Origin of the sequence: Tritonibacter aquimaris (genome assembly GCF_009617595.1) — a bacterium.
GTDB lineage: Bacteria > Pseudomonadota > Alphaproteobacteria > Rhodobacterales > Rhodobacteraceae > Epibacterium > Epibacterium aquimaris.
In genome coordinates this window covers 15,503-39,716 of the sequence record NZ_WIXK01000001.1, presented here as the reverse complement: position 1 = coordinate 39,716, position 24,214 = coordinate 15,503, and the positions used below count along the sequence as shown (strand labels likewise).

Annotated in this window: 20 protein-coding genes; 1 reads left to right on the top strand and 19 read right to left on the bottom strand. The window is 58.7% G+C overall.

Features of this window, described 5'->3' with window-relative positions; genetic code table 11:
* Window positions 1-17: 17 nt before the first annotated feature.
* From GG681_RS00165 to ftsW, 12 genes are all read right to left on the bottom strand, one after another.
* Window positions 18-869: an outer membrane protein assembly factor BamD gene (locus tag GG681_RS00165; RefSeq protein ID WP_153543880.1), complete on the bottom strand. Its 852-nt coding sequence runs from the start codon at window positions 867-869 to the stop codon at window positions 18-20.
* Window positions 870-1,100: 231 nt separating this feature from the next.
* Window positions 1,101-2,045, bottom strand: a complete 945-nt coding sequence (gene lpxC / locus GG681_RS00160) for a UDP-3-O-acyl-N-acetylglucosamine deacetylase (protein WP_153543878.1) — start codon at window positions 2,043-2,045, stop codon at window positions 1,101-1,103.
* A gap of 198 nt (window positions 2,046-2,243) precedes the next feature.
* Window positions 2,244-3,896: a cell division protein FtsZ gene (gene ftsZ, locus GG681_RS00155; protein WP_153543876.1), complete on the bottom strand. Its 1,653-nt coding sequence runs from the start codon at window positions 3,894-3,896 to the stop codon at window positions 2,244-2,246.
* Window positions 3,897-4,230: 334 nt separating this feature from the next.
* The gene (gene ftsA / locus GG681_RS00150) at window positions 4,231-5,565 is read right to left on the bottom strand and encodes a cell division protein FtsA (RefSeq protein WP_153543874.1); all 1,335 of its coding nucleotides are present in this window, start codon (window positions 5,563-5,565) and stop codon (window positions 4,231-4,233) included.
* Window position 5,566: 1 nt separating this feature from the next.
* The gene (locus GG681_RS00145; protein WP_153543872.1) at window positions 5,567-6,454 is read right to left on the bottom strand and encodes a cell division protein FtsQ/DivIB; all 888 of its coding nucleotides are present in this window, start codon (window positions 6,452-6,454) and stop codon (window positions 5,567-5,569) included.
* Window positions 6,442-7,320 carry a D-alanine--D-alanine ligase gene (locus tag GG681_RS00140; protein ID WP_235899683.1) on the bottom strand — a complete coding sequence of 293 codons (879 nt, stop codon included), beginning with the start codon at window positions 7,318-7,320 and terminating at the stop codon, window positions 6,442-6,444. The genes GG681_RS00145 and GG681_RS00140 overlap by 13 nt, the downstream gene beginning before the upstream one ends.
* Window positions 7,321-7,587: 267 nt before the next feature.
* A complete protein-coding gene (gene murB, locus GG681_RS00135; protein WP_153543868.1) occupies window positions 7,588-8,520 on the bottom strand; it encodes a UDP-N-acetylmuramate dehydrogenase in 933 nt (310 codons plus the stop codon).
* Window positions 8,521-8,664: 144 nt separating this feature from the next.
* Window positions 8,665-10,218 (bottom strand): hypothetical protein, encoded by a 1,554-nt coding sequence (locus GG681_RS00130; protein ID WP_194287107.1) that lies wholly within the window; start codon window positions 10,216-10,218, stop codon window positions 8,665-8,667.
* 86 nt (window positions 10,219-10,304) lie between these two features.
* Window positions 10,305-10,544: a DUF2484 family protein gene (locus tag GG681_RS00125; RefSeq protein WP_328593209.1), complete on the bottom strand. Its 240-nt coding sequence runs from the start codon at window positions 10,542-10,544 to the stop codon at window positions 10,305-10,307.
* Between the two features lie 4 nt (window positions 10,545-10,548).
* A complete protein-coding gene (gene murC / locus GG681_RS00120; protein WP_153543864.1) occupies window positions 10,549-11,946 on the bottom strand; it encodes a UDP-N-acetylmuramate--L-alanine ligase in 1,398 nt (465 codons plus the stop codon).
* A 2-nt stretch (window positions 11,947-11,948) separates the two neighbouring features.
* Window positions 11,949-13,040: a UDP-N-acetylglucosamine--N-acetylmuramyl-(pentapeptide) pyrophosphoryl-undecaprenol N-acetylglucosamine transferase gene (locus GG681_RS00115; protein ID WP_153543862.1), complete on the bottom strand. Its 1,092-nt coding sequence runs from the start codon at window positions 13,038-13,040 to the stop codon at window positions 11,949-11,951.
* A gap of 20 nt (window positions 13,041-13,060) precedes the next feature.
* A complete protein-coding gene (gene ftsW, locus GG681_RS00110) occupies window positions 13,061-14,230 on the bottom strand; it encodes a putative lipid II flippase FtsW (protein WP_153543860.1) in 1,170 nt (389 codons plus the stop codon).
* Window positions 14,231-14,387: 157 nt separating this feature from the next.
* On the opposite strand from ftsW, the gene GG681_RS00105 reads away from it, so the two are divergent.
* Window positions 14,388-15,566, top strand: coding sequence for a BaiN/RdsA family NAD(P)/FAD-dependent oxidoreductase (locus tag GG681_RS00105; RefSeq protein WP_153543858.1), 1,179 nt, complete (start codon window positions 14,388-14,390; stop codon window positions 15,564-15,566).
* Window positions 15,567-15,598: 32 nt separating this feature from the next.
* On the opposite strand, the gene murD is transcribed toward GG681_RS00105, so the two are convergent.
* The 7 genes from murD to rsmH all read right to left on the bottom strand — a co-directional run bounded on the left by murD (window position 15,599) and on the right by rsmH (window position 24,209).
* Complete coding sequence (gene murD / locus GG681_RS00100) at window positions 15,599-16,999, bottom strand: UDP-N-acetylmuramoyl-L-alanine--D-glutamate ligase (protein WP_153543856.1); 1,401 nt, start codon at window positions 16,997-16,999, stop codon at window positions 15,599-15,601.
* A 120-nt stretch (window positions 17,000-17,119) separates the two neighbouring features.
* On the bottom strand, window positions 17,120-18,202 hold the full coding sequence (mraY, locus tag GG681_RS00095; protein ID WP_153543854.1) for a phospho-N-acetylmuramoyl-pentapeptide-transferase: 1,083 nt from the start codon (window positions 18,200-18,202) through the stop codon (window positions 17,120-17,122).
* A gap of 27 nt (window positions 18,203-18,229) precedes the next feature.
* Entirely contained in the window at window positions 18,230-19,600 is a 1,371-nt protein-coding gene (locus GG681_RS00090; protein WP_153543852.1) for a UDP-N-acetylmuramoyl-tripeptide--D-alanyl-D-alanine ligase, read from the bottom strand.
* Window positions 19,600-21,081 (bottom strand): UDP-N-acetylmuramoyl-L-alanyl-D-glutamate--2,6-diaminopimelate ligase, encoded by a 1,482-nt coding sequence (locus GG681_RS00085; protein ID WP_153543850.1) that lies wholly within the window; start codon window positions 21,079-21,081, stop codon window positions 19,600-19,602. Before GG681_RS00085 ends, GG681_RS00090 begins: the two co-directional genes overlap by 1 nt.
* Window positions 21,082-21,097: 16 nt before the next feature.
* A complete protein-coding gene (locus GG681_RS00080) occupies window positions 21,098-22,882 on the bottom strand; it encodes a peptidoglycan D,D-transpeptidase FtsI family protein (protein WP_153543848.1) in 1,785 nt (594 codons plus the stop codon).
* Window positions 22,879-23,226 carry a cell division protein FtsL gene (ftsL, locus tag GG681_RS00075; protein ID WP_153543846.1) on the bottom strand — a complete coding sequence of 116 codons (348 nt, stop codon included), beginning with the start codon at window positions 23,224-23,226 and terminating at the stop codon, window positions 22,879-22,881. Before ftsL ends, GG681_RS00080 begins: the two co-directional genes overlap by 4 nt.
* Window positions 23,223-24,209 carry a 16S rRNA (cytosine(1402)-N(4))-methyltransferase RsmH gene (gene rsmH, locus GG681_RS00070; protein ID WP_153543844.1) on the bottom strand — a complete coding sequence of 329 codons (987 nt, stop codon included), beginning with the start codon at window positions 24,207-24,209 and terminating at the stop codon, window positions 23,223-23,225. The genes ftsL and rsmH overlap by 4 nt, the downstream gene beginning before the upstream one ends.
* Window positions 24,210-24,214 lie beyond the last annotated feature (5 nt).

Below are 24,214 nucleotides of genomic sequence, written 5' to 3'. Positions count from 1 at the left end.
GCCCTACCCCCACGCAGTTACAACCATTCCCCTTTGACCGACTGGCGATAAATCTGGCTAAGCCAGTTTCCGCCGCGATCCTTGAGCTTGAGCCCATTGGAGGTCAGCAGTTTGTAGCTGTCTTCATACCAGTCGGTCGACTGGTAGTTGTGGCCCAGAATGGCACCGGCGCTTTGCGCTTCTTCGACCAGACCCAGCGACAGATAGGCTTCAACCAGACGGTGCAGCGCTTCGGCGGTGTGGCTGGTGGTCTGGAAGTCTTCGACCACCACGCGGAAGCGGTTGATCGCCGAAGTGAAATGGCCCTGACGCAAATAGTAACGACCAATTTCCATTTCTTTTGCAGCGAGATGGTCAAAGGCCAGGTCAAATTTCAGAATCGCCGAGCCGGCATATTCGCTGTCGGGATAGACCTCGATCACGGTGCGCAGCGCCTGCAGCGCCTGGAACGTCAGGCCCTGATCGCGGCCGATTTCATCGATCTGGTCATAGTAGCTCAGCGCCAGCAGATATTGCGCATAGGCGGCATCTTCATCGGTTGGGTAGAAGTCGATGAAACGCTGCGCTGCACCGCGGCTGTTTTCATAGTCTTTGCCCGCATGGTAGGTAAACGCCTGCATAATCAGCGCTTGTTTGGCCCATTCGGAGTACGGATACAGCCGCTCTACCTCGGAAAAGAAGAAGGCTGCGTCTTTGCTGCGCTTACGTGCAAGTTCAAACTCGCCGCGTTCAAAGATCTGCTGAGGCGTAAACACTTCGAGGTTTTGAGAGCGCACCGCCGCATCACCATCGGTTCCACCGCAGGCGGCAAGCGTTGCCATCAGAAGGATTGAACCCGCAAATTTTGTGGCGGATCTGATGCCGAACATGTGCAGTAACCTCGTCGTCATTTCCAAATGCGGATGTTCCGCCCGGATCGGTCTAGCACATTCAAATGCAGGACAAAATGCCTTTCCCGCGCTGTTGATCGTTTCGCTTGGATTAAAACTGCTGTTGCAGCCTGGGCTGGCTTTACCGCATCCGCAAAACAGCAAATGGCCCATAGAATATGGGCCAATTTCAGCGATCACATGGCGTGATCAATTCAATCTGCGTGCGCTTTAGGCAACCCGGCGGTTTTGCGGGATCTCATTCCAGACCAGACCTTGACCCGGCAGGCGTGCAACCATGATCGGGTCGCAGAACACCGGTGCAACCGCACCCGGTGTGGCAAACAGCGCGCGCAGCAAGGTGTTGGTCAGCGAGTGACCGGCGCGTTCACCGATATAGTGGCCAAAGATCGGACCACCAGCAAGCGCCAGATCACCAAGCGCATCCAGCATTTTGTGGCGCACGGGCTCATCCGAATGACGCAGGCCTGCACCGCTTTCAACGGAGTGGCCATCAAATACAATTGCGTTTTCACCGGGAACCCCCCCCAGCGCCAGACCTGCGGATTGCATCGCCTCAACATCAGCGCGGCGGCAGAAGGTGCGGCAATCACAAAGTTCGCGGGCAAATGCGCCATTGCGCATATCCAGCGATTTTTCCTGATGACCGATGGCCGCATCAACAAAGTCGATGTTAAATTCGATTTTCAGGCGATCGGCGGGTTTCAGCGTGGCGCGCGCGTCGCCATTGGTGACGCTCACCTCTTTCAGCACCCGAAACGCGGTCAGCGCCGCGCCCTGACGCATGATGCCCTGTTTCATGATGCCACGGACAAAATCCGCAGAAGAGCCATCCATGATCGGGACTTCTGGTCCGTCGATTTCGATCAGCGCATTGTGGACACCACAGCCAGCCAGTGCCGCCATGATATGTTCAACGGTAGAAATCGAGACCTTCGCCTCATTGACAAGACGGGTGCAGAGCGGGCTACGCTCAACAAGGTTCCAGATGGCTGGGATCTTGCGATTGCCCAAGGCAATATCAGTGCGTTTGAAGATGATGCCGTGGCCCACAGGTGCGGGGTTAAGCGTCATGCGCGCAGGTTGACCGGAATGAAGGCCAACGCCTTCAAATGTCACGGATGCCTTAAGCGTATTTTGCACTGCTTGCCTCATGGGTTACGACGATCGTATGGGTCGCCCTATGCAAGAGAGGTAAGCCCTTCGCATAAAAGTCACAATTCAATCTTTGTAACGGTCTGAAACACGGCTGAAACAAATAGGCAAAATCCCGCCCAACATCAGCTAAGCACATGTTCTAAAAAGAAAAAGGCCGCCCACGGGGCGGCCAATTTTCGTAACATTTTGCAACAATCAGTTGGCTTGGCGCCGCAAAAACGCCGGGATCTCGATGCGTTCCTGCTCAGGGTCGGCTTGACGCTGCTGTTGCGGTGCCGCCTGTTGCGGCGCTGCAGCCTGTTGCTGAACCGGAGGCTGCTGGCGCGGTGCGGCAGCGGCGGGCGCATTATCCGCATGGTTGGTCATGCGGTGGATCAGCGAGTTCAGGCCAAAACGGCGCTGCTCTGCTGCATCCGGCTGTTGCGCCTGTTGTTGCTGCTGAACCGGCTGCTGCGCTGGAGGTGCCATGCGCGACTGCGGCTGCGCTGCGGCAGCAGCGGCCTGAAGGCGTTGCAGCGCTTCGGGCGTTGGCGTGCCCGGAGCGGGTGCCTTGGGTGCAACAAATCCCTGCTGCTGTTCAACCGGGGCCGCATCGGCCTGTGGCTGGAATTCAGACACGGCAGGACGGTAAGCCGGGGGTGGCAGACCATCATCGCCCGCAGGCTCTTCGTAGACTTCAACCACTTCAGGCGCGGGCTCTTCTGCGGCGACAGGCTCCATGCCTTCAAACAGCGAAGGTTCTTGCGCTTGCTGTTGCACCGGCTCTTCTACACGGGCAGCAACCGCGCCAAGCTCAAGCGGCTCTTTGGTTTCTGCAGATACGGTTTTGGTCAGCGGCGCAGACATGGGGCGACGCGGCACCGGCATATCGGTGTTGACGTCGGTCGCATCGATGCCAGTGGCCACAACGGACACGCGCATCTTGCCTTCCATCTCAGTGTCGAGGGTCGAACCCACGATGATGTTTGCCTCTGGGTCCACCTCTTCGCGGATGCGGTTGGCGGCTTCGTCCAGTTCAAACAGGGTCAGGTCATGCGCACCAGTGATGTTGATCAGCACGCCCTTGGCACCACGCAGGGAAATTTCATCCAGCAGCGGGTTGGCAATGGCTTTTTCAGCGGCCTGAACGGCGCGATCTTCGCCCTCGCCTTCGCCGGTGCCCATCATCGCTTTGCCCATTTCGTCCATTACGGCGCGCACGTCAGCAAAGTCGAGGTTGATAAGACCCGGGCGGACCATCAGATCGGTCACACCTTTCACACCTTGATACAGCACATCATCCGCCATGGAGAAGGCTTCGGTGAAAGTGGTTTTTTCATTGGCCAGACGGAACAGATTCTGGTTTGGAATGATGATCAGCGTGTCCACAACCCGCTGCAGCGCTTCCACGCCATCCTCGGCCTGGCGCATACGCTTGCCGCCTTCGAACTGGAACGGCTTGGTCACAACACCAACGGTCAGAACGCCAAGTTCACGTGCAGCCTGCGCAATGATCGGAGCCGCACCGGTGCCGGTGCCGCCGCCCATACCCGCGGTGATAAAGCACATATGTGCGCCCGCAAGATGGTCTACGATCTGTTCAATGCTTTCTTCTGCGGCAGCGGAGCCAACCGAGGGGCGCGCGCCGGCGCCCAGACCTTCGGTGACTTTGACACCCAGCTGCACTCTGCTTTTGGCTGAGCTTTGCTGCAGCGCCTGGGCATCGGTATTGGCAACGACAAACTCGACGCCTTCAAGCTCTTTTGCAATCATATTGTTCACAGCATTGCCGCCGGCACCGCCAACGCCAAATACAGTGATCCGAGGCCGCAATTCTTCTTGTCCGGGCATCGAAAGGTTCAGTGCCATGATCTGTCCGCCTGTGTTGTTATACCCCTCCCGCAAAGGGGTTTTCCTATCCTGAATTGGTGTAACTCTATCCAACGACGACTAACGCGTCATCCCAAAAAGCGAATACGCCCACAAAATATGGCGCTAACGCTCAAAAGAATCCGCGGCATTTCGCCGATGGCGGCATATATAGGGGCTTCACACACTCAGAACACAACAAACATCTACACCCCACAGATACACTGCGGATCAATGAAACTCTATGTTCGGGGCCTGCTCGACCGCCTTATAGCCGTCATTCTGCGGCAATTAATCTGATTTTAGCAATTTCTGCCAGCGCTGTCACGCAGCTTTACCAGTTTTCCTTAAACCAGCGCACCGCACGGCGAAACGAGCCTTTGCTGTGACGATCTACCGGCATTTCAAAGTCCCACCATTCATCCTGTGGATGCGCGGCCAGCAGACACAGGCCCACGGCCGCCGCATAGCTTGGCCCCGCCGCAGATTGTGGCAGACCCTGTACACGCAACGGCCGCCCCAGACGCACCTGATGGCCCAGAATGCGCGAGGCAAGCCCATCAAGCCCCATGATCTGACTGGAGCCCCCGGTGAGCACGATTTGCTGGCTGGGCAGATGGTCAAACCCGGCCGCATCCAGGCGTTCACGCACCTCTTCGAGGATTTCTTCCACCCGTGGGCGCATAATGCCGATGAGTTCCGCACGGCTGACCGTGCGCCGGTCGTGCTCCCAATCGCCGGTATCACCACCAATGTCGATCATGTCGCGATCATCCACACCGGTAGCCTGCACCCCGCCGCACATGGTTTTGATCCGCTCCGCATTGGCAGGCGGCACGCTTAGTCCCATGGAAATATCACTGGTGATATGATCCCCGCCCATGCGCACAGCATCGGTATAGATCAGGTGTTTTTTCATAAACACCGAGATTGAGGTAGAGCCGCCGCCCATGTCGATACAGGCCGCGCCCAGCTCTTGTTCATCTTCGACCAGCGCTGAAAACCCGGCCGCATAGGCCGAGGATGCAATCCCGGCCAGTTCCAGATCACAGCGTTTGATACAATGGACGAGGTTTTGCACAATCAGCGCATCCACAGTGACCATATGCATGTCGGTTTCCAGCGTATGCCCAACCTGGCCACGCGGATCGCTGAGCCCCGAGCGATTGTCGAGGGCGAAATTGATTGGCTGCGCATGCAGCACTTCGCGGTCAGCGCCATATTCCGGCACTTCGCAGGCTGCCAACACGCGGGCCACTTCGTTTTCGCTGACTTCCTGGCCTTCCAGCTCAACGCTTGCGTTCAACCCATAAGACCGCGGGCGCGCGCCAGAGAAACAGGCAATCACGTGATCAACCCGCACCGCTGCCATTTTCTGCGCGCCCTGCACCGCGGTGCGAATGGCGCGTTCGGTTTCCTGCATGGCGGTGATTTCGCCAAATTGCACCCCGCGCGAGCGGGTCGATTTGGCACCAATCACCCGAAACCCGGACTGCCCGGCAAGAGAGCCCACGGTATTGTCGTCGCTCAGCGGTTCGGGCCCGTCAAAGCGCAGGATCAGGCAGGCAATCTTTGAGGTGCCAATATCCAAAATAGCAACCACGCCACGCTGCATGGCCTGGCGCCGCATCTGTCGCATCGCCCGCTGGGACTGATAGAGATCGGCCAACTCACTGCCCCCCTGTGTCGCGGATATGCCAAAGGCTTTCGGCCGCATCATCATTCATACGCACGGTTGGCCGCAGACCAAGGCGCATATCCACCACCGCAACATCACGCTCCAACAGATCCTGAACCTCGCTCACCGCGATCACGCGTTCCACTGCCAGAACCGGGTCTTCGGTTGGCAGCAAAATACGCTGCCCCCGATCAAGCACCAGATCCCAGCGCCGTTCCCCCACACGTTCAAGCCCGCGCAAGCGCGATTTAAGCGGCCGCGCCGCCGCCACCACCTGCAGCGCCTCTTGCACATTGCCATCCGCGCCAGAGCCCGCAACAAGCGGCAGATCCGGGTGCAGATCACGACTGCCAAGTTCAGCCACAAAGGCACCGGTTTCATCCAACAGCGCCAGCCCATCACGGCTGCGCCAAACCACGCTGGGGGTGCGTTCCACCACATCGATCTGCAAGATCCCGCCGGGGCGGATGCGCACATCAGCGGTTTTCACCGGATCAAGACCAATGACAAGAGTGCGCAGTTCGGACAGTTCCAGATCAAAAGAGCTGATCGGGAAATCCAGCGCGGCGATCTCACGAATATCTGTGGAAAGGTCGCGCCCCGCACCATCGATGGCCATCACATTGACCATAAACTCGGGCCGGTTTTGCACCTCGGCGCGCAGTTCATTAAAGCTTGCCGCAATAATCTCGCGCCGTTCTTCGCTAGCGAGATAACCACCCGCTGCCGCTGCCAGCACACAGACCGGCAGACCATAGCGCAGCCCCATGCGAATGCCCGGTGTCAGCATCCAGCGCTGGATCCGGTATTTCAAACGTGAGGGCGCAGGATCGGATTTCGCCCGTGGCGCGCGGTAAAAAAGTGCCTTCAGCGATCGCATGAGGCATCCTCCACCAAGCGCGCGCAGAGCTGGCCAAAGCTCAGCCCCGCAAAGGCAGCCTGCTCTGGCGCCAGCGAGGTTGCTGTCATCCCCGGCTGATTGTTTGTCTCCAACAAGACAAGCCCAGCCGGGCCTTTGCTGTCATCCCAGCGGAAATCTGTGCGACTGATGCCGCGACATCCCAATACTTTATGCGCGCGCACGGCATAATCCAGACAGAGATCAGTGATCTCTTGCGGCAGATCCGCGGGCACCACATGGCGTGAGCCTCCGACCTTGTATTTGGCGTCGTAATCATACCAGCCGTCGGTCAGGATATCGGTCACCGCCAGCGGGCGGTCTTCCAGCACCGTAACCGTCAGTTCGCGCCCCGCTACAAAGCGTTCGACCAGCACCTCATCGGGCATGGCGTCATCCAGTTTCGGCGGGGTATTGCCCTGCTCCTGCACCAGATAGATGCCAACACTGGAGCCTTCGTTGTTGGGTTTCACCACATAGGGCGGCTGCATCACATGCTCTGCCATCACTTGTGATTTGGGAAAAAGACCACTTTCTGCCACCGGAAGCCCCGCGCGGCGGTAAACATCTTTGCTGCGTTCTTTGTCCATTGTCAGCGCAGAAGCCAGCACACCGGAATGGGTGTAGGGAATGCGCAGCCATTCCAGAATGCCCTGCACGCAGCCATCTTCGCCCCAGCGGCCATGCAGCGCGTTAAACACCACATCGGGCTTATGCGCGCGCAGCTGATCTACCAGATCCGGGCCTGCATCGATTTCAACAACCGGATAGCCCTCGCCGCGCAGCGCCTCGGCGCAGCCACGCCCAGTGTCCAACGACACCTCACGTTCCGCCGATGGGCCACCCATCAATACCACCACAGAAGGGAGTGCTTTGCTCGTCCCACCCACCATTTCGCGCCTCAATGCTCTGGAGCTTTGTGCCCCTTATATAGCAGCCCAATTTCGGACCACTCTTATTATGGGGATTCCCCCAAAGGCTCCGGCTGATTCTTGCCACATGCCGCATGTACGAGACACGGGGGCCAGAGCCATATTTAACCAATAATCAATGTAGGTTAGCAAAACCTTAACAGGCCAGACCCGGATGTAAAAACCACTAAAATCCTACCAAAATTACTGCTGATCATCCAGCGGCTCACCAACCCTCATGATCTCCCATTCTAGCGTGATGCCGGAATTTTCGTAAACAGTTTTTCGCACGTGTTCGCCCAAAGCTTCCAGCTCTGCGGCAGTTGCGCCACCGGTGTTGATCATGAAGTTCGAGTGTTTCTCGCTCATCTGCGCGCCACCAATACTGGCCCCGCGCAGGCCCGCATCATCAATCACCTTCCACGCTTTGAGATCTTGCACATCATCCGCCCTGCCGGTCGAGGAAAACCCTGCCGGGTTGCGAAAAGTTGAACCGGCGCTGCGATCCTTGGTGGGCTGGGTTGCATCCCGTTTTGCAAGCTGTTCCTCCATGCGGGTGCGCAGCTCATCCGCATCACCCATAGGGGCCTTCAGCGTTGCCGACACCAGCACCGCGCCGTCGGGCAGATCTGACTGGCGATAGCGCAGGTTCAGCTCAGCTGCGGACAATTCGCGGACCTCACCCTGGCGCGTGACCAGCGTGACCGACTGCAACACATCCGCCATATACGACCCATAGCAGCCCGCATTCATCCGCACCGCGCCGCCAATGGCACCGGGGATGGTGCGCAGAAACGTCAGATCCACACCCTGATCCGCGGCCTTGCGCGCAACCATTGCATCCAGCGCCGCAGCCCCCGCAACAACCGTGTCACCGTTGATTTCAACCGTGTTGAACCCGCGCCCAAGTCGGATCACCACCGCGCGCAGGCCCCCATCGCGCACAATCAGGTTGGAGCCGACGCCAATGGGAAACACATCCACATTGGGGTCAAGCGCGCGCAGAAAATCAGAGAGATCGTCCAGATCGGCGGGCTGAAACAGACAATCCGCCGGGCCGCCAACACGCAGCCAGGTGAGGCCTGAAAGATCACGACCCGCTGTCAACTTGCCGCGCACTGTTGGAAGATCTGTCATCGGGGGTCCCACTCAAAGGCGATTCAAAAACATCGGCTTGGTTTAGGGGATGTGGCAGAGGGAAGAAAGAGATTCGCAGCCACAATCCGCCTGTGTGCCCGTGGCAGGCACGGGTTCGCCAGTATCCAGGCGGGCACTTAGTATTCAGCCACCAAAGTATTTTACGACCATATCTATCGCTTGCGGAATCTTTTCAGGACTGGTGGCCGTGGTCACTATACCTGTCCCAAGCGCGCCGCTGACGGTAACCGTCCGGATATCCTTTGCAATTTTACCGCAATTTTCGGACAGTTTTTGCAGTCGCTCAGTGAAGGCCACACCATAATCCATCACGCCGAGAAATTTGCCGGGAATTGCAGCAACAACTATGGCAAGGATACGCGCAGCGCCGGTGATGAATGCGGCGGTTCTGCGCCCCACCCCGGCGAAGCGATCTAACAGCGTGGCACGATCCTGTGCGATTTCTTCGGCAACCTCAGGTTCGACCATCCCCGCCGCCTCATTAAGCGCGCCGGTGAGCACCTCAACCGCCTTTTCATCCTCAATCGGTGCTGCCTCTGGACGATGGGGCGCAACGTGCTGCACCGCCGGATCACGTTCAAGCCGCAGACGCACATCGGTGAGCGTGGCCTGCAGGATTGTGACATAGGGTTCGCCTTCTGGGCAGGCGCCAGAGGCGAGATTGGCGTTCAGCATCCGCATGGCGTTGCCGCAGTTGTCCCAGACCATCACAGGATTGACAGCGTGGTTTTCAACGGCACGGCGGACAAAAAATAGTTCCCCGCCAAGAATGCCCTGCATATTGCCCATGGTTTCGGCAAGGTCTGAAAGTTCTGACAGGCGATCAACGCAGTATTTCAGCGTCACTTCATCTTCTGCAGACACGGGGTTGCGGACAAAGAGCTTGCGGCCCTCATCGAATTCGAACCGCTCCCCTGTTGCGAGCGCGCGTTCAGCAAAGCCAAGCTGGATAGCTGAAATTGCCTCGCTCACTGCCTCCGGCCCAGCATTCCAAATATCTGGATCAATCAGAGCGACCTGCTCTAGCAACTCCCAGTTCGGCGGGTTGGAAACAGGATCGAGCATCTGCTCGTACCAGTCCACCCAAAACTGCCAATCACCGGGCTGCCAGTTATCGGCGCTCTGGAACTTGGGGCGTAAGACTGTCCAAAGATATGCGAGCGGGTTTTGATCCCGCCAGAGCGGTGTCTGCAGCAGGTTTCCACCTATGACTATCTTTGAACAGTCATGGCGAATGTTTTCCCAGACGCTTTGATGGGCGGCAACGACTAAGGCAGATTCGGCGGAGGCGTGGGCGACAAAGGCGGTTGTCGCGCAGGCGTCGCGGACGTCGAAAGCGGCGGCTACTAAGGTAGCTTCGGTAGCAGCAACGACAGCGCTGTGGATGTGGTCGTGAAGGTGAGCGGGGTTAGCCGCGTGGCTTTGGGCATCAGCGGCAGCGCTCCTAATTGCAACGGTTGGCACAGAGCATGCAACCGCTGCGATAAGATTACAGCGCAGGACTGGCAGTGCTTTCCAATCAGACTTGCGTGCAGTATCGGACAGGCTCCAGTGCAGATACAGGGGCAGCGCCCGCAGGGCGCTGCGAGCGGCAACAACTGTGGAAAATTCACGCGGCTGGTGTCTCAGCCACGCTTGAAGGCTATCAGCGTCTTTAATCTCTGAAATCTCAACCACGGGCTGCTCTAATCTGCTGCGTTTAAATCAGCGTGCAGCATACACAACCGGGGCCTGTGGGGAAAGCTTCGCTTTACCGTAAAACCTTAGCGCCGTGTGATCCAGCGCCAGAGGTAAACCACCGGCCAGCGCAGCACGGACATGCCTGCGAGCAAGAGCGCCATGCCCCACCAGGGGCCGTTTTCAAACGTCACATAGCCCAGCAGGGGAATGCCAACGCCGATCAGGAAATAGGCGCGGCGCCAGTGGTTGTCCTGGCTTGGGATCATCGCCAGCACATTGGCCAATATGACCCAGGCGCAGGCCAGGAGGAGGGAGATATTCACCGCCCTACCCGTTTAGCCGCGCAGGCAGGCCATTGGCCCAGGTGGAAATTGTCCCCGCGCCAAGGCAGACCACCATATCACCTGGGCGCGCTTGTTCACGCACAAGACGTTCGAGATCGTCTTCATTCAGGATCGCGCGTGCATGGCGGTGGCCGTGGCGAATGAGACCGGCGACCAGATCATCGCGGCCTGCGCCTTCGATCGGGTCTTCGCCCGCGGCAAAGACTTCGGCAATGGCAACCACATCGGCCTCGTTGAAGCAGGCGCAGAAATCTTCGAACAGGTTAGACAGGCGCGAATAACGGTGCGGCTGGTGCACCGCGATCACCCGACCTTCGCTCGCCTGGCGCGCGGCTTTGAGCACGGCGGCGATTTCCACCGGGTGATGGCCATAGTCATCAATAATGGTGACGCCGTCGACTTCGCCGACCTTGGTGAAGCGCCGGTTGACGCCGCCGAATTTTGCCAGCGCTTCGCGGATCTCGCTGGAGCGCATGCCCAGATGGCGCGCAACCGCAACAGCCGACAGCGCGTTTGACACATTGTGATCACCGGGCATTGGCAGGGTGCAGCCTTCGATGACTTTGTCTTCGCCCTGTAGTTCAATGTCGAAATGGGCCACGCCGCCCTTGTAGGTCAGGTTAATGGCGCGCACATCGGCCTGGGCGTTGAACCCATAGGTGACCACGCGGCGGTCCGAGATCCGCCCCACCAGCGCCTGCACTTCGGGGTGATCGGTGCAGCAGACGGCGATGCCATAAAACGGGATGTTGGAGACAAAATCATAAAACCCCTGACGCAGGTTTTCGATGCTGCCCCAGTGCTCCATGTGTTCGGGATCAATATTGGTGACAACGGCAATGGTGGCTGGCAGGCGGTTGAAGGTGCCATCAGATTCGTCGGCCTCAACCACCATCCATTCGCCCTGCCCCATCCGCGCATTAGAACCATAGGCGTGAATGATGCCGCCGTTGACCACGGTGGGATCAAATTTCCCGTGCACCATCAGTTCCGCCATCATCGTGGTGGTGGTGGTTTTACCGTGGGTGCCTGCAATGGCGATATTGGATTTAAGCCGCATGAGCTCTGCAAGCATCTCGGCGCGGCGCACCACGGGCAGACCTTTCAGGCGGGCTTCATCCAGTTCCGGATTGCCCGGTTTGATCGCCGAGGAAATCACCACAACGGAGGCGTTTTCCAGGTTCTCTGCGCGCTGGCCTTCAAACACGGTTGCGCCAAGTGTTTCCAACCGTTGGGTGATTTTGGAAGATTTCAGATCCGAGCCCTGCACCGCATAGCCAAGGTTCAACAGCACCTCTGCAATGCCCGACATGCCAATGCCGCCGATACCAACAAAATGGATCGATCCTACGTCGCCGGGGAGTTTGGTTGCAGGGTTCATATTTATCCTTCCTCTGCCAGCTGCTCTACCTCGGCCACCAGACGATCGGTGGCATCGGGGATCGCAACCGAAAGCGCCGCGAGCGACATTTGCAGCGCGGCATCGGGGTTACTCAGAATTGCGCTGATGTGCTCTGTCAGCGTGGGAACGTCAAGGGCGCTTTCGGGCATCAACACTGCCGCACCAGCATCCACAAGGCTGCGGGCGTTGGCGGTCTGGTGGTCACCCGTGGCTGCCGCAAACGGAACCAGAATAGATGGTCGCCCAATCGCCGAGATATCTGCGACCGACGAGGCCCCCGCGCGTGAAATCACCAACTGCGCTTCGGACATGCGTTTGGGCACGTCATGAAAGAACGGCTGCACATCTGCGCGAATGGCGTGTTCTTCGTAATAAGCAGCGACCCGTTCTTGATCTTCGCCGCGCGCCTGATGGGACACGCGGATCTGTTTCACCACCTCCATCGGCAACGCTGCAAGCGCGGGTGGCACCACATCGGAAAGGATACGCGCGCCCTGACTGCCGCCCATCACCAGAATTTCCATAGGGTAGTCACCGGGGGGAATATAGCCGGCACCTGCACGTTCAAGCACCGCACCGCGTACCGGGTTCCCCACATGCACAGCGGTTGCGCCTTCGGGCAGCTCGGTTGGCCAGGCGCCACAGGCAATTTTGCCCACGCGTTTGGCAAAGACCTGATTGACCCGACCCAAAACGGCATTTTGTTCATGGATCATCCGCGCACGCCCCAAAAGCGTTGCCGCCCCCAGTGCCGGGATCGACGGGTAGCCGCCAAAGCCCACAACAACATCCGGCTTATCCCGAAGCATTTTCATCGCCATACAGGCCGTGCCCATTGCAATCTTGGGCCCAACCATTGCTTTTGCCAGCACTCCGCCGCGGGCAAAGGTGGAAGATGAGGCTTGCAGGATTTCGACCCCATCCGGGAAAGCACCGGTGTAGCGCGCGCCGCGCGGGTCGGTTGACAGTTTCACCCGCCAGCCTTTTGCCAGCATTGCCTCTGCCAAAGCCTGCGCCGGAAACATATGCCCTCCGGTGCCGCCAGCCGCCATCAAAAGCAGTTTCTGTGCCATCAAATCACTCTTTTCAATCTTTACCTGCGTCCGCTACCACGCAGGAAGTCTGCGATCTCGCCTTGCGGACGTACACGTGTAAACGCCAAAAGCATACCCACTGCAATCCCCCCCGCAATCAAGGATGAACCGCCATAGCTCACAAAAGGCAATGTCATGCCTTTTGCTGGCAGCAGCCGAACAGCCACCCCCATATTGATCATCGCCTGCACTCCAAACATGCAGACAAGGCCGGTCCCCGCGAGGCGAACGAAGGTATCACGCTCTTTCATCAGGCGAAACAACGAGCGCACCACCACCAATGCGTAGAGCAAAATCAGGATCACCACGAGCACAAGCCCGTATTCTTCAGCAGCAACCGCAATGATAAAATCAGTATGCGCATCTGGCAGCGACCATTTCACCTGACCCTCGCCAACACCAACGCCAAACAGGCCCCCTTCGCGGATCGCATTGGTGGCATAGCCAAGCTGGGTGGTTGGATCCACATCAGGGTTCAAAAAGCCATCAATGCGGCGGGCAAAGTGCTCGGATGAGGAATAGGCAACAATACCGCCCAGCACCACAACGCTGGCCATCCCCACAAGCAACAGCATCGGCGCGCCTGCCACAAAATACATCACCCCCCAGCCAAAGAGGATCAGGCAGGACTGGCCAAAATCTGGCTGCATCACCAGAAACATCACCACAGTCATACACAGCCCAAAAGAAATCAGCGTGCCGGGCGGGCCATTGATTTTCTGGCTAGAGGCAATCAGCCAGGCAGCCACCACCACAAAACTGGGTTTCAAAAACTCGGACGGCTGTACCGATGCAAAACCAAGGCTGTACCAGCGCACAGCCCCTTTGCCAAAATCAGTGCCGAGAAACGGCAGCAGCATCAGCGCCACAAACGCACCGGCAAAGCCAATCACCGCAGCGCGGCGCACAAATGTCGGTGACATCATCGAGGTCACAACCATCGCCACAAGAGCCATGCCGCCAAACACGGCCTGGCGCTGCACATAGTGGAAATTATCAAACCCGTTGCGCGCCGCCAGCGGCACCGAGGCGGCCAGACCAAGCAAGAGCCCAATCACGAACAACAACAGGATGCAGGACATCGTCCATTTGTCCAAAGTTCGCCACCATTTGGGGAGAATCGGCTCACCTGTCTGTAGGGGAACCGCGCCATAGACCATTTCAGTCATGGTAATACCGCCGCTGCTTCTGCCACGTTAATGTGGATCTGATTACTGCCTCACTCGCCCCCTTTGGGGGTCGTTAAAAGAACTGTAACCAGAAACTTGCGTTCAGACCAGCCTCTTCCTCTTGCCTTTGGCATGATTTCGCGCCACTGCGCGTTGCATGTTTTATGAGACCGTCATTTTGGGAGCTGGCGCCGCCGGCATGATGTGTGCAGCGCATGCGGGGCAAAATGTGCTGCTGGTGGATCACGCCAAAAATCCCGGCGAGAAAATCCGCATTTCCGGTGGCGGGCGCTGCAATTTCACCAATATGTATGCGGCGGCTGAAAACTACCTGTCGCGGAATCCACATTTCTGCAAATCGGCGCTGGCACGCTACAGCCAATGGGATTTTGTTGAACTGGTGGATCGTCACGGCATCGCCTGGCACGAAAAGACCCTGGGGCAGCTGTTTTGTGATGGCTCTGCCAAACAGATCGTGGCGATGCTGGTTCAGGAGCTAAAAGCAGCAGGCACCGACCTCTGGCTGGAAACATCCATTCAATCAGTGAACACCAGCGCGGATGGCTATAGCGTGAAACTGCTGCGCGACGGGCGTGAGATCGCGATCACCTGCCGTAATCTGGTGCTTGCCACTGGTGGCAAATCCATTCCCAAAATGGGCGCAACAGGGATTGCCTATGATCTGGCGCGCCAGTTTGATCTGCCGCTGATTGACACGCGTGCGGGGCTTGTGCCGTTTACCTTTCCGGAAGCGCGGTTTTCACCGCTTGCAGGCGTTGCGCTGCCCGCGCGGCTTTCAAATGCGCGCACAAGCTTTGATGAAGCCTTGCTGTTCACCCATCGCGGCCTTTCAGGCCCGGCAGTGTTGCAGATTTCGTCCTACTGGCAGGAAGGCGAAGACATCGCGGTGAACCTTATCCCCGATGGTGCGTTGTTTGCGGCCTTGCGCAGTCAGCGCCAAACTTCGGGCCGCCGCGAACTCAGAACCGAGCTGGCCAAACATCTGCCCGCACGTCTGGTGGAGTTTCTCGTGCCGGAACTGGGCCTCAGCGGCCGCCTTGCGGATCAATCCGATCAGGCGCTGCAACAGCTTTGCGACCAGCTCTCCAACTGGCAGCTGAAACCCGCAGGGACCGAAGGCTACCGCACGGCTGAGGTCACCCTTGGGGGCATCAACACCGATGCGCTGTCGTCCAAAACCATGGAAGCCAAATCCCGCCCCGGCCTTTATGCCATTGGCGAGGCGGTGGATGTCACCGGCTGGCTTGGTGGCTATAATTTCCAATGGGCCTGGGCCTCGGGCTTTGCCGCAGGCAGGGCCATTGCCGGGACGTAATTTTCCGCTTTGGCGGGCCCTAAAGCCCCCTCTTACCGGTTCAAACGCGCGTCTACCTGCGCAATGAAATCCTCGCCGCGGGTTTCAAAACTGTTGTATTGATCAAAGCTCGCCGCCGCCGGAGCCAATAGAACCGTATCCCCCGGCTGCGCATCCGCCATCGCCGCTGCCACTGCCTGCTCCATTGTGGTGCAAACCTCAGACACAACATCAAGCTGCATGGCAAAATTTGCAGCCTCACGTCCAATCACATAGGCTTTTTCCACAGTGCCGGTCTGGCCTTTCAACGCGTCCAGCCCGCCCTCTTTTTCCAGACCGCCACAGATCCAGCGGATCTTTTTGAACGCACTCAATGCTTTGATGGCGCTGTCTACGTTTGTGGCTTTGCTGTCGTTCACATATCGCACACCGTCCACATCAGCGATGGTCTGGCTGCGGTGCGGCAGACCAGGGTAGCTCTCAAGCCCCGCCTCGATCTGGCGCGGGGCCAGCCCCAGCGCACGCGCCGCCGCATAGGCTGCACAGGCGTTTTGGTGATTATGCGCGCCGGGCAAGCCTTTCATTTCGCGCAGATCAATCGATCCGGCCTGCCGCCCTTTGCGGTATTCGCTTAGGAACCCCTTGCGGGCAAAAACGTTCCAGCCTGCACCAGTGAGTTTCTGACCCGAAGACAGGCGAATAACCCGATCATCCGCCGCCCCTTCTGAAAGCTGCCCCGCCAGATAAAGCCCTTCGGCCTCATCAATGCCAACAATGGCGCGATCCGGACCACCTTCGGCAAACAGACGACGTTTGGCGGCAAAATAGCCCCCCATGCCGTGGTGACGATCCAGATGATCGGGGCTGAGGTTGGTAAACACCGCAATATCCGGCGTTAGCGCGCGGGCCAGATCGGTCTGATAGCTCGACAGTTCCAGCACCACCACGCCACCATCACCGGGCGGATCAATATCCAGCACCCCGCGGCCAATATTGCCCGCAAGCTGGCTTTCACGCCCGGCTTCTTCCAGAATGTGATGCAGCAGCGCAACCGTGGTGGATTTCCCGTTAGAGCCGGTCACAGCAACCACTTTGGGCATCTGTTCAAACCGGTCCCATTCCGGGGTCGCCAGCGAACGGAAAAACAGACCAATATCATTGTCCACCGGCACGCTGGCCTTTAACGCGGCCAACACCAACGGATTGGGGGCGGGATAAAGATGCGGAATGCCGGGTGAAACAATCAGGCTGGCAATGCCATCAAACGCCCCCTGACGCGAGAGATCGCGGCAGCTGAAGCCTTCATTTTCGGCGGCGTCACGTGCGGCTGGATTGTCATCCCAGCAGATCGGCTCTGCCCCACCCGCAGCCAGCGCCCGCGCCGTTGCGAGGCCAGACCGCCCCAATCCCAGAACCGCCACCTGCGCGCCTTTGAAACCTACCACCGGGATCATCTGCCACCTCATATCTTTGCTGCAGCAACCCTGTACCGAGATTGCAAAAACTTGCAAGCCACCCAAAGGAAAAAGGGCCACCCGTTTGGGCAGCCCTCCTCTGATCAGCTATCATCTGGATCAACGTACTTTCAGTGTCGCCAGACCAATCATCGCAAGGATCAGCGCGATGATCCAAAAGCGGATCACAATGGTGGGCTCAGCCCAGCCTTTTTTCTCATAGTGGTGGTGGATCGGTGCCATCAGGAACACACGTTTGCCGGTGCGTTTGAAATAGAACACCTGAATAATGACCGAAAGCGCCTCAACAACAAAGAGGCCACCAACAATCGCCAGCACCAGCTCGTGTTTGGTTGCAACCGCAATTGCCCCCAGCGCACCACCCAAAGCAAGCGAACCGGTATCGCCCATAAACACAGCCGCAGGCGGCGCATTATACCACAGGAAACCGAGCCCCGCGCCAAACAGCGCCATGGTGAAGATAAAGATCTCACCGGTGTCTTCCACGTAGTGCACATCAAGGTATTCGGTGAAATCCGCGCGCCCTACCACATAGGCAATCACCCCCAGCGTCACGCCTGCAATCATCGCAGGCATAATCGCCAGACCATCAAGCCCGTCGGTCAGGTTGACCGCATTAGCGGACCCAACGATCACACAGATGCCAAAGGGAATATAAAACAGGCCAAGGTTGACCAACGTGTCCTTGAAGATCGGCAGAGCCAGCTGGTTTTGCAGCCCTTCGGGATGGAAATAGGTGGCCCAGGCTGTGGCCAGCACCGCAATCAGCACACCAAGCGCAAGACGTACCTTGCCCGACACCCCTTTGGTATTTTGCTTGGAGACTTTGGCGTAATCATCCGCAAAACCAATCATGCCAAAGCCAAGCGTCACCAGAAGCACCATCCACACATAGGGGTTATCGAGCCGCCCCCACATCAGCGTGCTGGTGACCAGCGCACCCACAATCAGCAGCCCGCCCATGGTGGGGGTGCCCGCCTTGGAGAGGTGGCTTTCGGGGCCGTCATCACGAATTGGCTGGCCTTTGCCCTGCTTTTTGCGCAGCACATTGATCAGAGGTTTTCCAAACAGAAAGCCAAAGATCAGCGCGGTCAGAAAGGCACCGCCGGCGCGAAAGGTAATATAGCGGAACAGGTTGAAAACATCGCCGCCATCTGAGAGAGCGGTCAGCCAATATAACATGGGGTTTTAATCCTATTCCCTGTGGTTTCAATTCGCGCGGGCATCGCTCATATCCCTGAGCACGTCAACCAGCTTTCCAAGCCCGACACTAAGCGAGCCTTTGGCAAGCAAGATATCGCCCGCCTTCAATTGTGACGGAAGGTCTGCGAGGGCCTCGGCGGTTGATTGCCACTGCGCGCCTCGTTTTTCGACCGGCAACGCCGCGTGCAGATGTGCCATCAACGGGCCCACACAATGCACGGTATCAATCGCCTGCATCGCGTCCAGCGCGGCCAGCGCCGCATGCATCTGTTTTTCCTCGGGCCCCAGCTCTTTCATATCACCAAGAATCGCAATCTTGCGCCCCTTGGACTGCGCCAGCACCGCAAGCGCCGCCCCCACCGAAGTCGGGTTGGCATTATAACTGTCATCCAAAACGGTCAGCACGCCACCGTGCCAGTCCAGCTCCAGCCGCGCACCGCGCCCCTTGACCGGCGACCACAGCGCAAGGCTTGCAACCGCACGCGCAACATCAGCCCCAAGCGCATCAACACAGACCAAAGCGCCAAGCGCGTTCATGGCAAAATGTGCCCCCTGTGACTGTATATTCAATGCATGCTCTCGGCCCGCAACAGACACACGGGCGCGCAGACCATCAGTTGTGGACTCAACCGAATGCAGCTGGTTTTCCGCCACCTGGCCAAACCAGCGCTGATCACAACCTGCTGTTTCGGCGCGCAAAACATCTGCGGTGTCCACATCCGCATTCAGCACCGCAACCCCGCCGGGCAGCAGGCCAGATGTGACCGCCGCCTTTTCGCGAGCAATGCCTGCAACATCTTCAAAAGCTTCAAGATGCACCGCCGCAACTGTGGTCACCATCGCCACATGCGGCTGTGCCTGCTGCGCCAGCGGCGCAATTTCACCGGGGTGGTTCATGCCGATTTCGATCACGGCAAAGTCTGTGTCACGCGGCATCCGCGCCAGCGTCAGCGGCACGCCCCAGTGGTTGTTATAGCTCGCCACGGCTGCATGGGTCTTGCCCTGATCTTGCAACATCGCGGCCAGCATTTCCTTGGTTGAGGTTTTGCCAACAGATCCGGTCACCGCCACAACCTTGGCCGATGTCCGCGCCCGCGCCGCGCGCCCCAGCGCCTCAAGACCGGTCTGCACGTCATCCACAATCAGCAAGGGCGCATCAGCAGACACGCCGTCAGGCACACGCGACACCAGTGCCGCCCCCGCGCCTTTTACCAAAGCCTGCGCCACAAAATCATGGCCATCGCGCGCGGCCTTCAGCGCCACAAACAGATCACCCGTTTCAATCGTGCGGGTATCGATGGAGATCCCAGACACTGCCCAATCGCCCTGTACGCGGCCACCCGTGGCGCGCTGCGCTTCTTCTGCGGTCCACAGCATTACGCAAGCCTCCCATCCAGAGCCGCAACTGACATGCTGGCCTGTTCCACATCATCAAAAGGCAGCACCTGATCGCCAACAACCTGTCCGCTTTCATGGCCCTTGCCACAGATAATCAGCGCATCCCCCGCCTGCAGCATATCCACGCCGCGCAAAATCGCTTCGGCCCGGTCACCAATATTATGCGCCCCAGGCGCACCGCCCATCACAGCGGCGCGGATTGCATCCGGGTCTTCGCTGCGCGGGTTGTCATCGGTGACAATCACCATATCGGCGTGTTTATGAGCCGCCGCACCCATCAACGGGCGCTTGCTGGTGTCGCGATCGCCACCGGCGCCAACAATAGCGATAAGGCGACCGATCACATGTGGGCGCAGGGCCTGAATGGCGGTCGCTACCGCATCCGGCGTATGGGCGTAGTCCACAAACACGGTTGCGCCATTGTCGCGCGTTGCCGCAAGCTGCATGCGCCCACGCACGGTGGCAAGCTGCGGCAATACCATAAAGACATCGTTGGGCGCTTCGCCGCTGGCAATCACCAGCCCCGCCGCCAGCAGCACGTTCTCCGCCTGAAAGCCCCCAATCAGATTGAGCCGCACCACATGCGGCGTGTCATGCCAGGTAAACCGAATATCCTGACCTGAGGCATCATAACGGGTGCCCACCAGAGCCAGATCACCAAGCCCGAGGCCAACAGTCAGCACCTCCTGCCCCTTGGCAGCAGCAACGGCGCGCATTTCCACACCGCGCTCGTCGTTCATATTGATCACTGCCACCCCGTCTTCGGGCAGCACAGAACGAAACAGGCTGGCCTTGGCGGCAAAATAGGCATCAAATGTTTCGTGGTAATCCAGATGATCCTGGGTGAAATTGGTGAACCCGGCCGCGGCCAGATGCACCCCATGCAACCGCCGCTGATCCAACCCATGCGATGAGGCTTCCATCGCGGCGTGGGTGATGCCAGCCTCTGCAGCCTCAGCCAATGCCGCGTGTAATGTGATAGGATCTGGTGTTGTGTGATGCAGCGGATGGCTCCACGCGCCTTCGATGCCGGTGGTTCCCACATTGATCGCAGCGTGCCCCAGCGCCTCCCAGATCTGACGCACAAATGTCGCCACCGAGGTTTTGCCATTGGTGCCGGTCACCGCAACCATTGTATCGGGGTGCGCCCCATACCAAAGCGCGGCTGCGCCAGACAGAGACTGGCGAGGGTCTTCCACCACAACCAGCGCCACATCATCACCGATCTGATCCGCAATCAGCGCCGCCCCATCCACATCGGTCAGGATCGCAGCCGCCCCCAGTTCCAGCGCCATCGGCACAAAGCGCGCGCCATGCACCTGGGATCCTGGCAATGCAGCAAAAAGAAACCCCTCAGAAACCTTGCGACTGTCGGTGGCAAGCCCGTGAATAAGGGGATCACTGCCACCGCGCGCCGTGAGACCCAGCTGGCTCAGCGGCCGTTGTGTTGCATTGCTCATCTCGCGCCCTCGCAGATCAATTGGAGGTCAGGGTTATATCACTCAGCGCAGCAGGTTCAACGCGTGGTCTCAGCCCCAAAAGCGGTGCAAGACGGCCCACCATTTCGGCGGCCACCGGCACAGCGGTCCAGCCTGCGGTGCGGCGTTCTTCGCCATGGGCTACGATAGATGGCTCATCCAATGTAACCACCAGCACATATTCGGGATTATCGGCCGGGAACATGGTGGCGAATGTCGCGATCACCTTGTCTTCGTAGTAGCCCCCCTGTGGGCGCGGCTTATCGGCGGTGCCGGTTTTACCCGCCACTTGATAACCCGGAACCTCACCAAAGGAGGCGGTGCCCTCGGTCACCACTTTGCGTAGCATGATCTGCGATTCCCGCGCTGCACGTTCAGACATCACCCGGTGGCCATATTGCGGCCCGTCCTGTTTCAGCAACGTCGGCGCCACATAGTGCCCACCATTGGCAATCGCCGCATAGCCCGCCGCCAGGTGCATCGGGCTGGTGGAAATGCCATGCCCATAAGAGATCGTCATCGCCGAAAGTTCAGACCAGTTTGGCGGCAGCAATGGCTGGCCACCCTGGGCTTCGACGATTTCAACCGGTGTCGGCTCCAAAAGACCCAGCTGATCCAGGAAGGAACGCTGCTGCGCCACACCGATCTGCTGCGCCAGGCGCGCAGTGCCGATATTGGAGGATTTGACGATAATTTTAGTGACCGACAAGGCGTTGCCATAGTGGCGAAAATCGCGAATGGCGTGTTTGCCCCAGCGCAGCGGACCTTTGGTATCAATGATGGTCTCTGGCCCCACCAGCCCCAGATCGATCGCCTGTGCGGTGGCAAAGATTTTAAAGGTTGAGCCCAGCTCATAGACCCCCTGCACCGCCCGGTTAAACAGCGGGCTGACCGAAGGGTCAAACCCATCGGTGGGCGGACGTGGCCGATCATTGGGATCAAAATCCGGCAGCGACACGACCGAGATCACCTCACCGGTATGCGCATCCATCAGGATCGACGTCGCGCCTTTGGCATTCATCAGCTTCATGCCGCCATCAAGCACCTGTTCGGCTGCGGCCTGCACTGACAGATCCAGCGACAGTTCAAGCGGCGCGTTGCCATTGGCCGGATCGCGCAGATAGTCATCAAACTGCTTTTCAACACCCGCAACGCCTTTGACCTCGGCGGCATTCACCCCCTCAACGCCAAAGCTTGCACCGCCCAGAACATGGGCCGCCAGATGGCCATTGGGATACAAGCGCATCTCGCGCGGGCCAAACATCAGGCCGGGATCGCCAATATCATGCACGGCCTGTTTTTGCTCGGGGCTGATCTTTTTCTTGATCCACAGGAACTTGCGCTTGCCGGTGAAATTCTCAACCAGCTCGTCGCGCTCAAGGTCGGGAAAGACCTCAACCAGTTTTTCAGCGGCAATCACCGGGTCAATCATCTGCGGTGGCTGCGCATAAAGCGAGTGCGTTTCAAAGTTCGTTGCCAGAATGCGACCATGACGGTCCACAATATCGGCGCGCTGCATCGCAATGGCGCTACCTGCGACATTGGCCAAAGGCTCAGCCGGTTCTGCGGTGGCCATCATTCCCATACGCCCAGCAATTGCAGCATAAGCGCAGATAAAAAACACCCCAAGCACCAGCAAACGCCCCTCGGCACGCTGTCGCGATCTCACCTCCATTTGAGCGTGACGTTCGCGCAGGTTCTCGCGTTCGATCACATCGGGGTTTTCGCCTTTGGCGCGGGCAGCCAGAACACGGGCAAGCGGGCGCAGCGGTTTGCGGATCATGGCAGGCGCTCCGCGTTCAAGGTGGAGACCACCACCCCGTTTTCGATTTCGATTTCCTGCTCAGGGAAGGCGATCTCACCCACCTGGCCAAATTGATCCGGGCGCAGCGGCAACAGGCCAAGCCGGTCGTAGTTCAGCTCAGCCAGTTCACGCAACCGGTCTGGCCGGTTCAAATAGGCCCATTCCGCCCGCAACACACTCAGCCGGGCCTGCGCCGCGCCGATCTGGCGCTGCAGCTTGCGGGTGTCTTTCAACACCTGCTGGGTGGCGTAGTTTTCCTGATAGGCCCAGAACGCCAGACAAAAGACGGAAATCGCTGTGGCAATATACAGAAGCGTTCTCATCTGCGCTCCTCTTTCAACAATGGCATACCAAGTTCTTTGGGCGAAATCGCTTCGGGCGCAGCCCCCGTGCGCCGCCCCACCCGCAGGCGCGCCGAACGCGCACGTGGGTTTTCATCCAATTCCTGATCATCCGGCCCAACGGCCTTGCGGGTGACCAGTTCAAATTGATTGGGGGTCTCTTCAATTTCCGGCGCATAACGATTGGCGCGTCCCGTGCGCCCCGCCCGGTGCTGGAAGAAACGTTTGACCATGCGATCTTCGACCGAATGAAAGGTCACAACCGCCAACAGCCCACCGGGTTTCAGCGCGCGTTCCGCCGCCAAAAGCCCCTGAAACAGCTCTTCATATTCAGCGTTCACCGCAATGCGCAGCGCCTGAAAACTGCGCGTCGCCGGATGCGACTGGCCCGGTTTAGGACGTGGCAGACAGCCTTCAATGATCCGCGCCAGACGCAACGTGGTGGTGATTGGCTCAATCGCGCGCTCTTTTACAATCGATTTGGCAATACGGCGGCTTGCGCGCTCTTCACCAAAGGTAAAAAGAATATCCGCCAGCTGAACCTCATCAAGTTCCGCCACCAGATCTGCAGCGCTTGGCCCGGATTGCGACATGCGCATATCCAGCGGGCCATCTTTCATAAAGGAGAACCCGCGCTCTGCCAGATCGAGCTGCATCGACGACACCCCAAGATCAAGCACGACGCCATCCAGATCCTGCGCGTAGTCATCCATCTTGGAAAACACACCGGCCTGCAGCACCAGACGGTCGCCATACTGGTCTTTCCAGGCCGCAGCCATATCAAAGGCAAGCGGGTCGCGATCCACACCAATCACCTGATCGGCGCCTGCTTCCAACAGTCCGCGCGAATAGCCACCGGCACCAAAGGTTCCATCCAGCCAGCGTCCAGAAACCGGGGCAACCGCCGCAAGCAACGGCCGCAACAGGACCGGAATATGTGGCGCCTTATCCCCTGTTTCTGTCATCACTT

Excerpts from the sequence above, each read along its gene's own strand:
- GG681_RS00105 (WP_153543858.1), top strand. The coding sequence starts at position 14,388 with ATGTTTTATGAGACCGTCATTTTGGGAGCTGGCGCCGCCGGCATGATG.
- GG681_RS00140 (WP_235899683.1), bottom strand. The coding sequence starts at position 7,320 with ATGGGTGGCCCATCGGCGGAACGTGAGGTGTCGTTGGACACTGGGCGT.
- murC (WP_153543864.1), bottom strand. The coding sequence starts at position 11,946 with ATGAACCCTGCAACCAAACTCCCCGGCGACGTAGGATCGATCCATTTT.
- GG681_RS00115 (WP_153543862.1), bottom strand. The coding sequence starts at position 13,040 with ATGGCACAGAAACTGCTTTTGATGGCGGCTGGCGGCACCGGAGGGCAT.
- ftsW (WP_153543860.1), bottom strand. The coding sequence starts at position 14,230 with ATGACTGAAATGGTCTATGGCGCGGTTCCCCTACAGACAGGTGAGCCG.
- murB (WP_153543868.1), bottom strand. The coding sequence starts at position 8,520 with ATGACAGATCTTCCAACAGTGCGCGGCAAGTTGACAGCGGGTCGTGAT.
- ftsL (WP_153543846.1), bottom strand. The coding sequence starts at position 23,226 with ATGAGAACGCTTCTGTATATTGCCACAGCGATTTCCGTCTTTTGTCTG.
- GG681_RS00145 (WP_153543872.1), bottom strand. The coding sequence starts at position 6,454 with ATGCGATCGCTGAAGGCACTTTTTTACCGCGCGCCACGGGCGAAATCC.
- mraY (WP_153543854.1), bottom strand. The coding sequence starts at position 18,202 with ATGTTATATTGGCTGACCGCTCTCTCAGATGGCGGCGATGTTTTCAAC.
- rsmH (WP_153543844.1), bottom strand. The coding sequence starts at position 24,209 with ATGACAGAAACAGGGGATAAGGCGCCACATATTCCGGTCCTGTTGCGG.
- lpxC (WP_153543878.1), bottom strand. The coding sequence starts at position 2,045 with ATGAGGCAAGCAGTGCAAAATACGCTTAAGGCATCCGTGACATTTGAA.
- GG681_RS00080 (WP_153543848.1), bottom strand. The coding sequence starts at position 22,882 with ATGATCCGCAAACCGCTGCGCCCGCTTGCCCGTGTTCTGGCTGCCCGC.
- GG681_RS00090 (WP_153543852.1), bottom strand. The coding sequence starts at position 19,600 with ATGCTGTGGACCGCAGAAGAAGCGCAGCGCGCCACGGGTGGCCGCGTA.
- ftsZ (WP_153543876.1), bottom strand. The coding sequence starts at position 3,896 with ATGGCACTGAACCTTTCGATGCCCGGACAAGAAGAATTGCGGCCTCGG.
- GG681_RS00165 (WP_153543880.1), bottom strand. The coding sequence starts at position 869 with ATGTTCGGCATCAGATCCGCCACAAAATTTGCGGGTTCAATCCTTCTG.
- murD (WP_153543856.1), bottom strand. The coding sequence starts at position 16,999 with ATGATCCCGGTGGTAGGTTTCAAAGGCGCGCAGGTGGCGGTTCTGGGA.
- GG681_RS00085 (WP_153543850.1), bottom strand. The coding sequence starts at position 21,081 with ATGAGCAATGCAACACAACGGCCGCTGAGCCAGCTGGGTCTCACGGCG.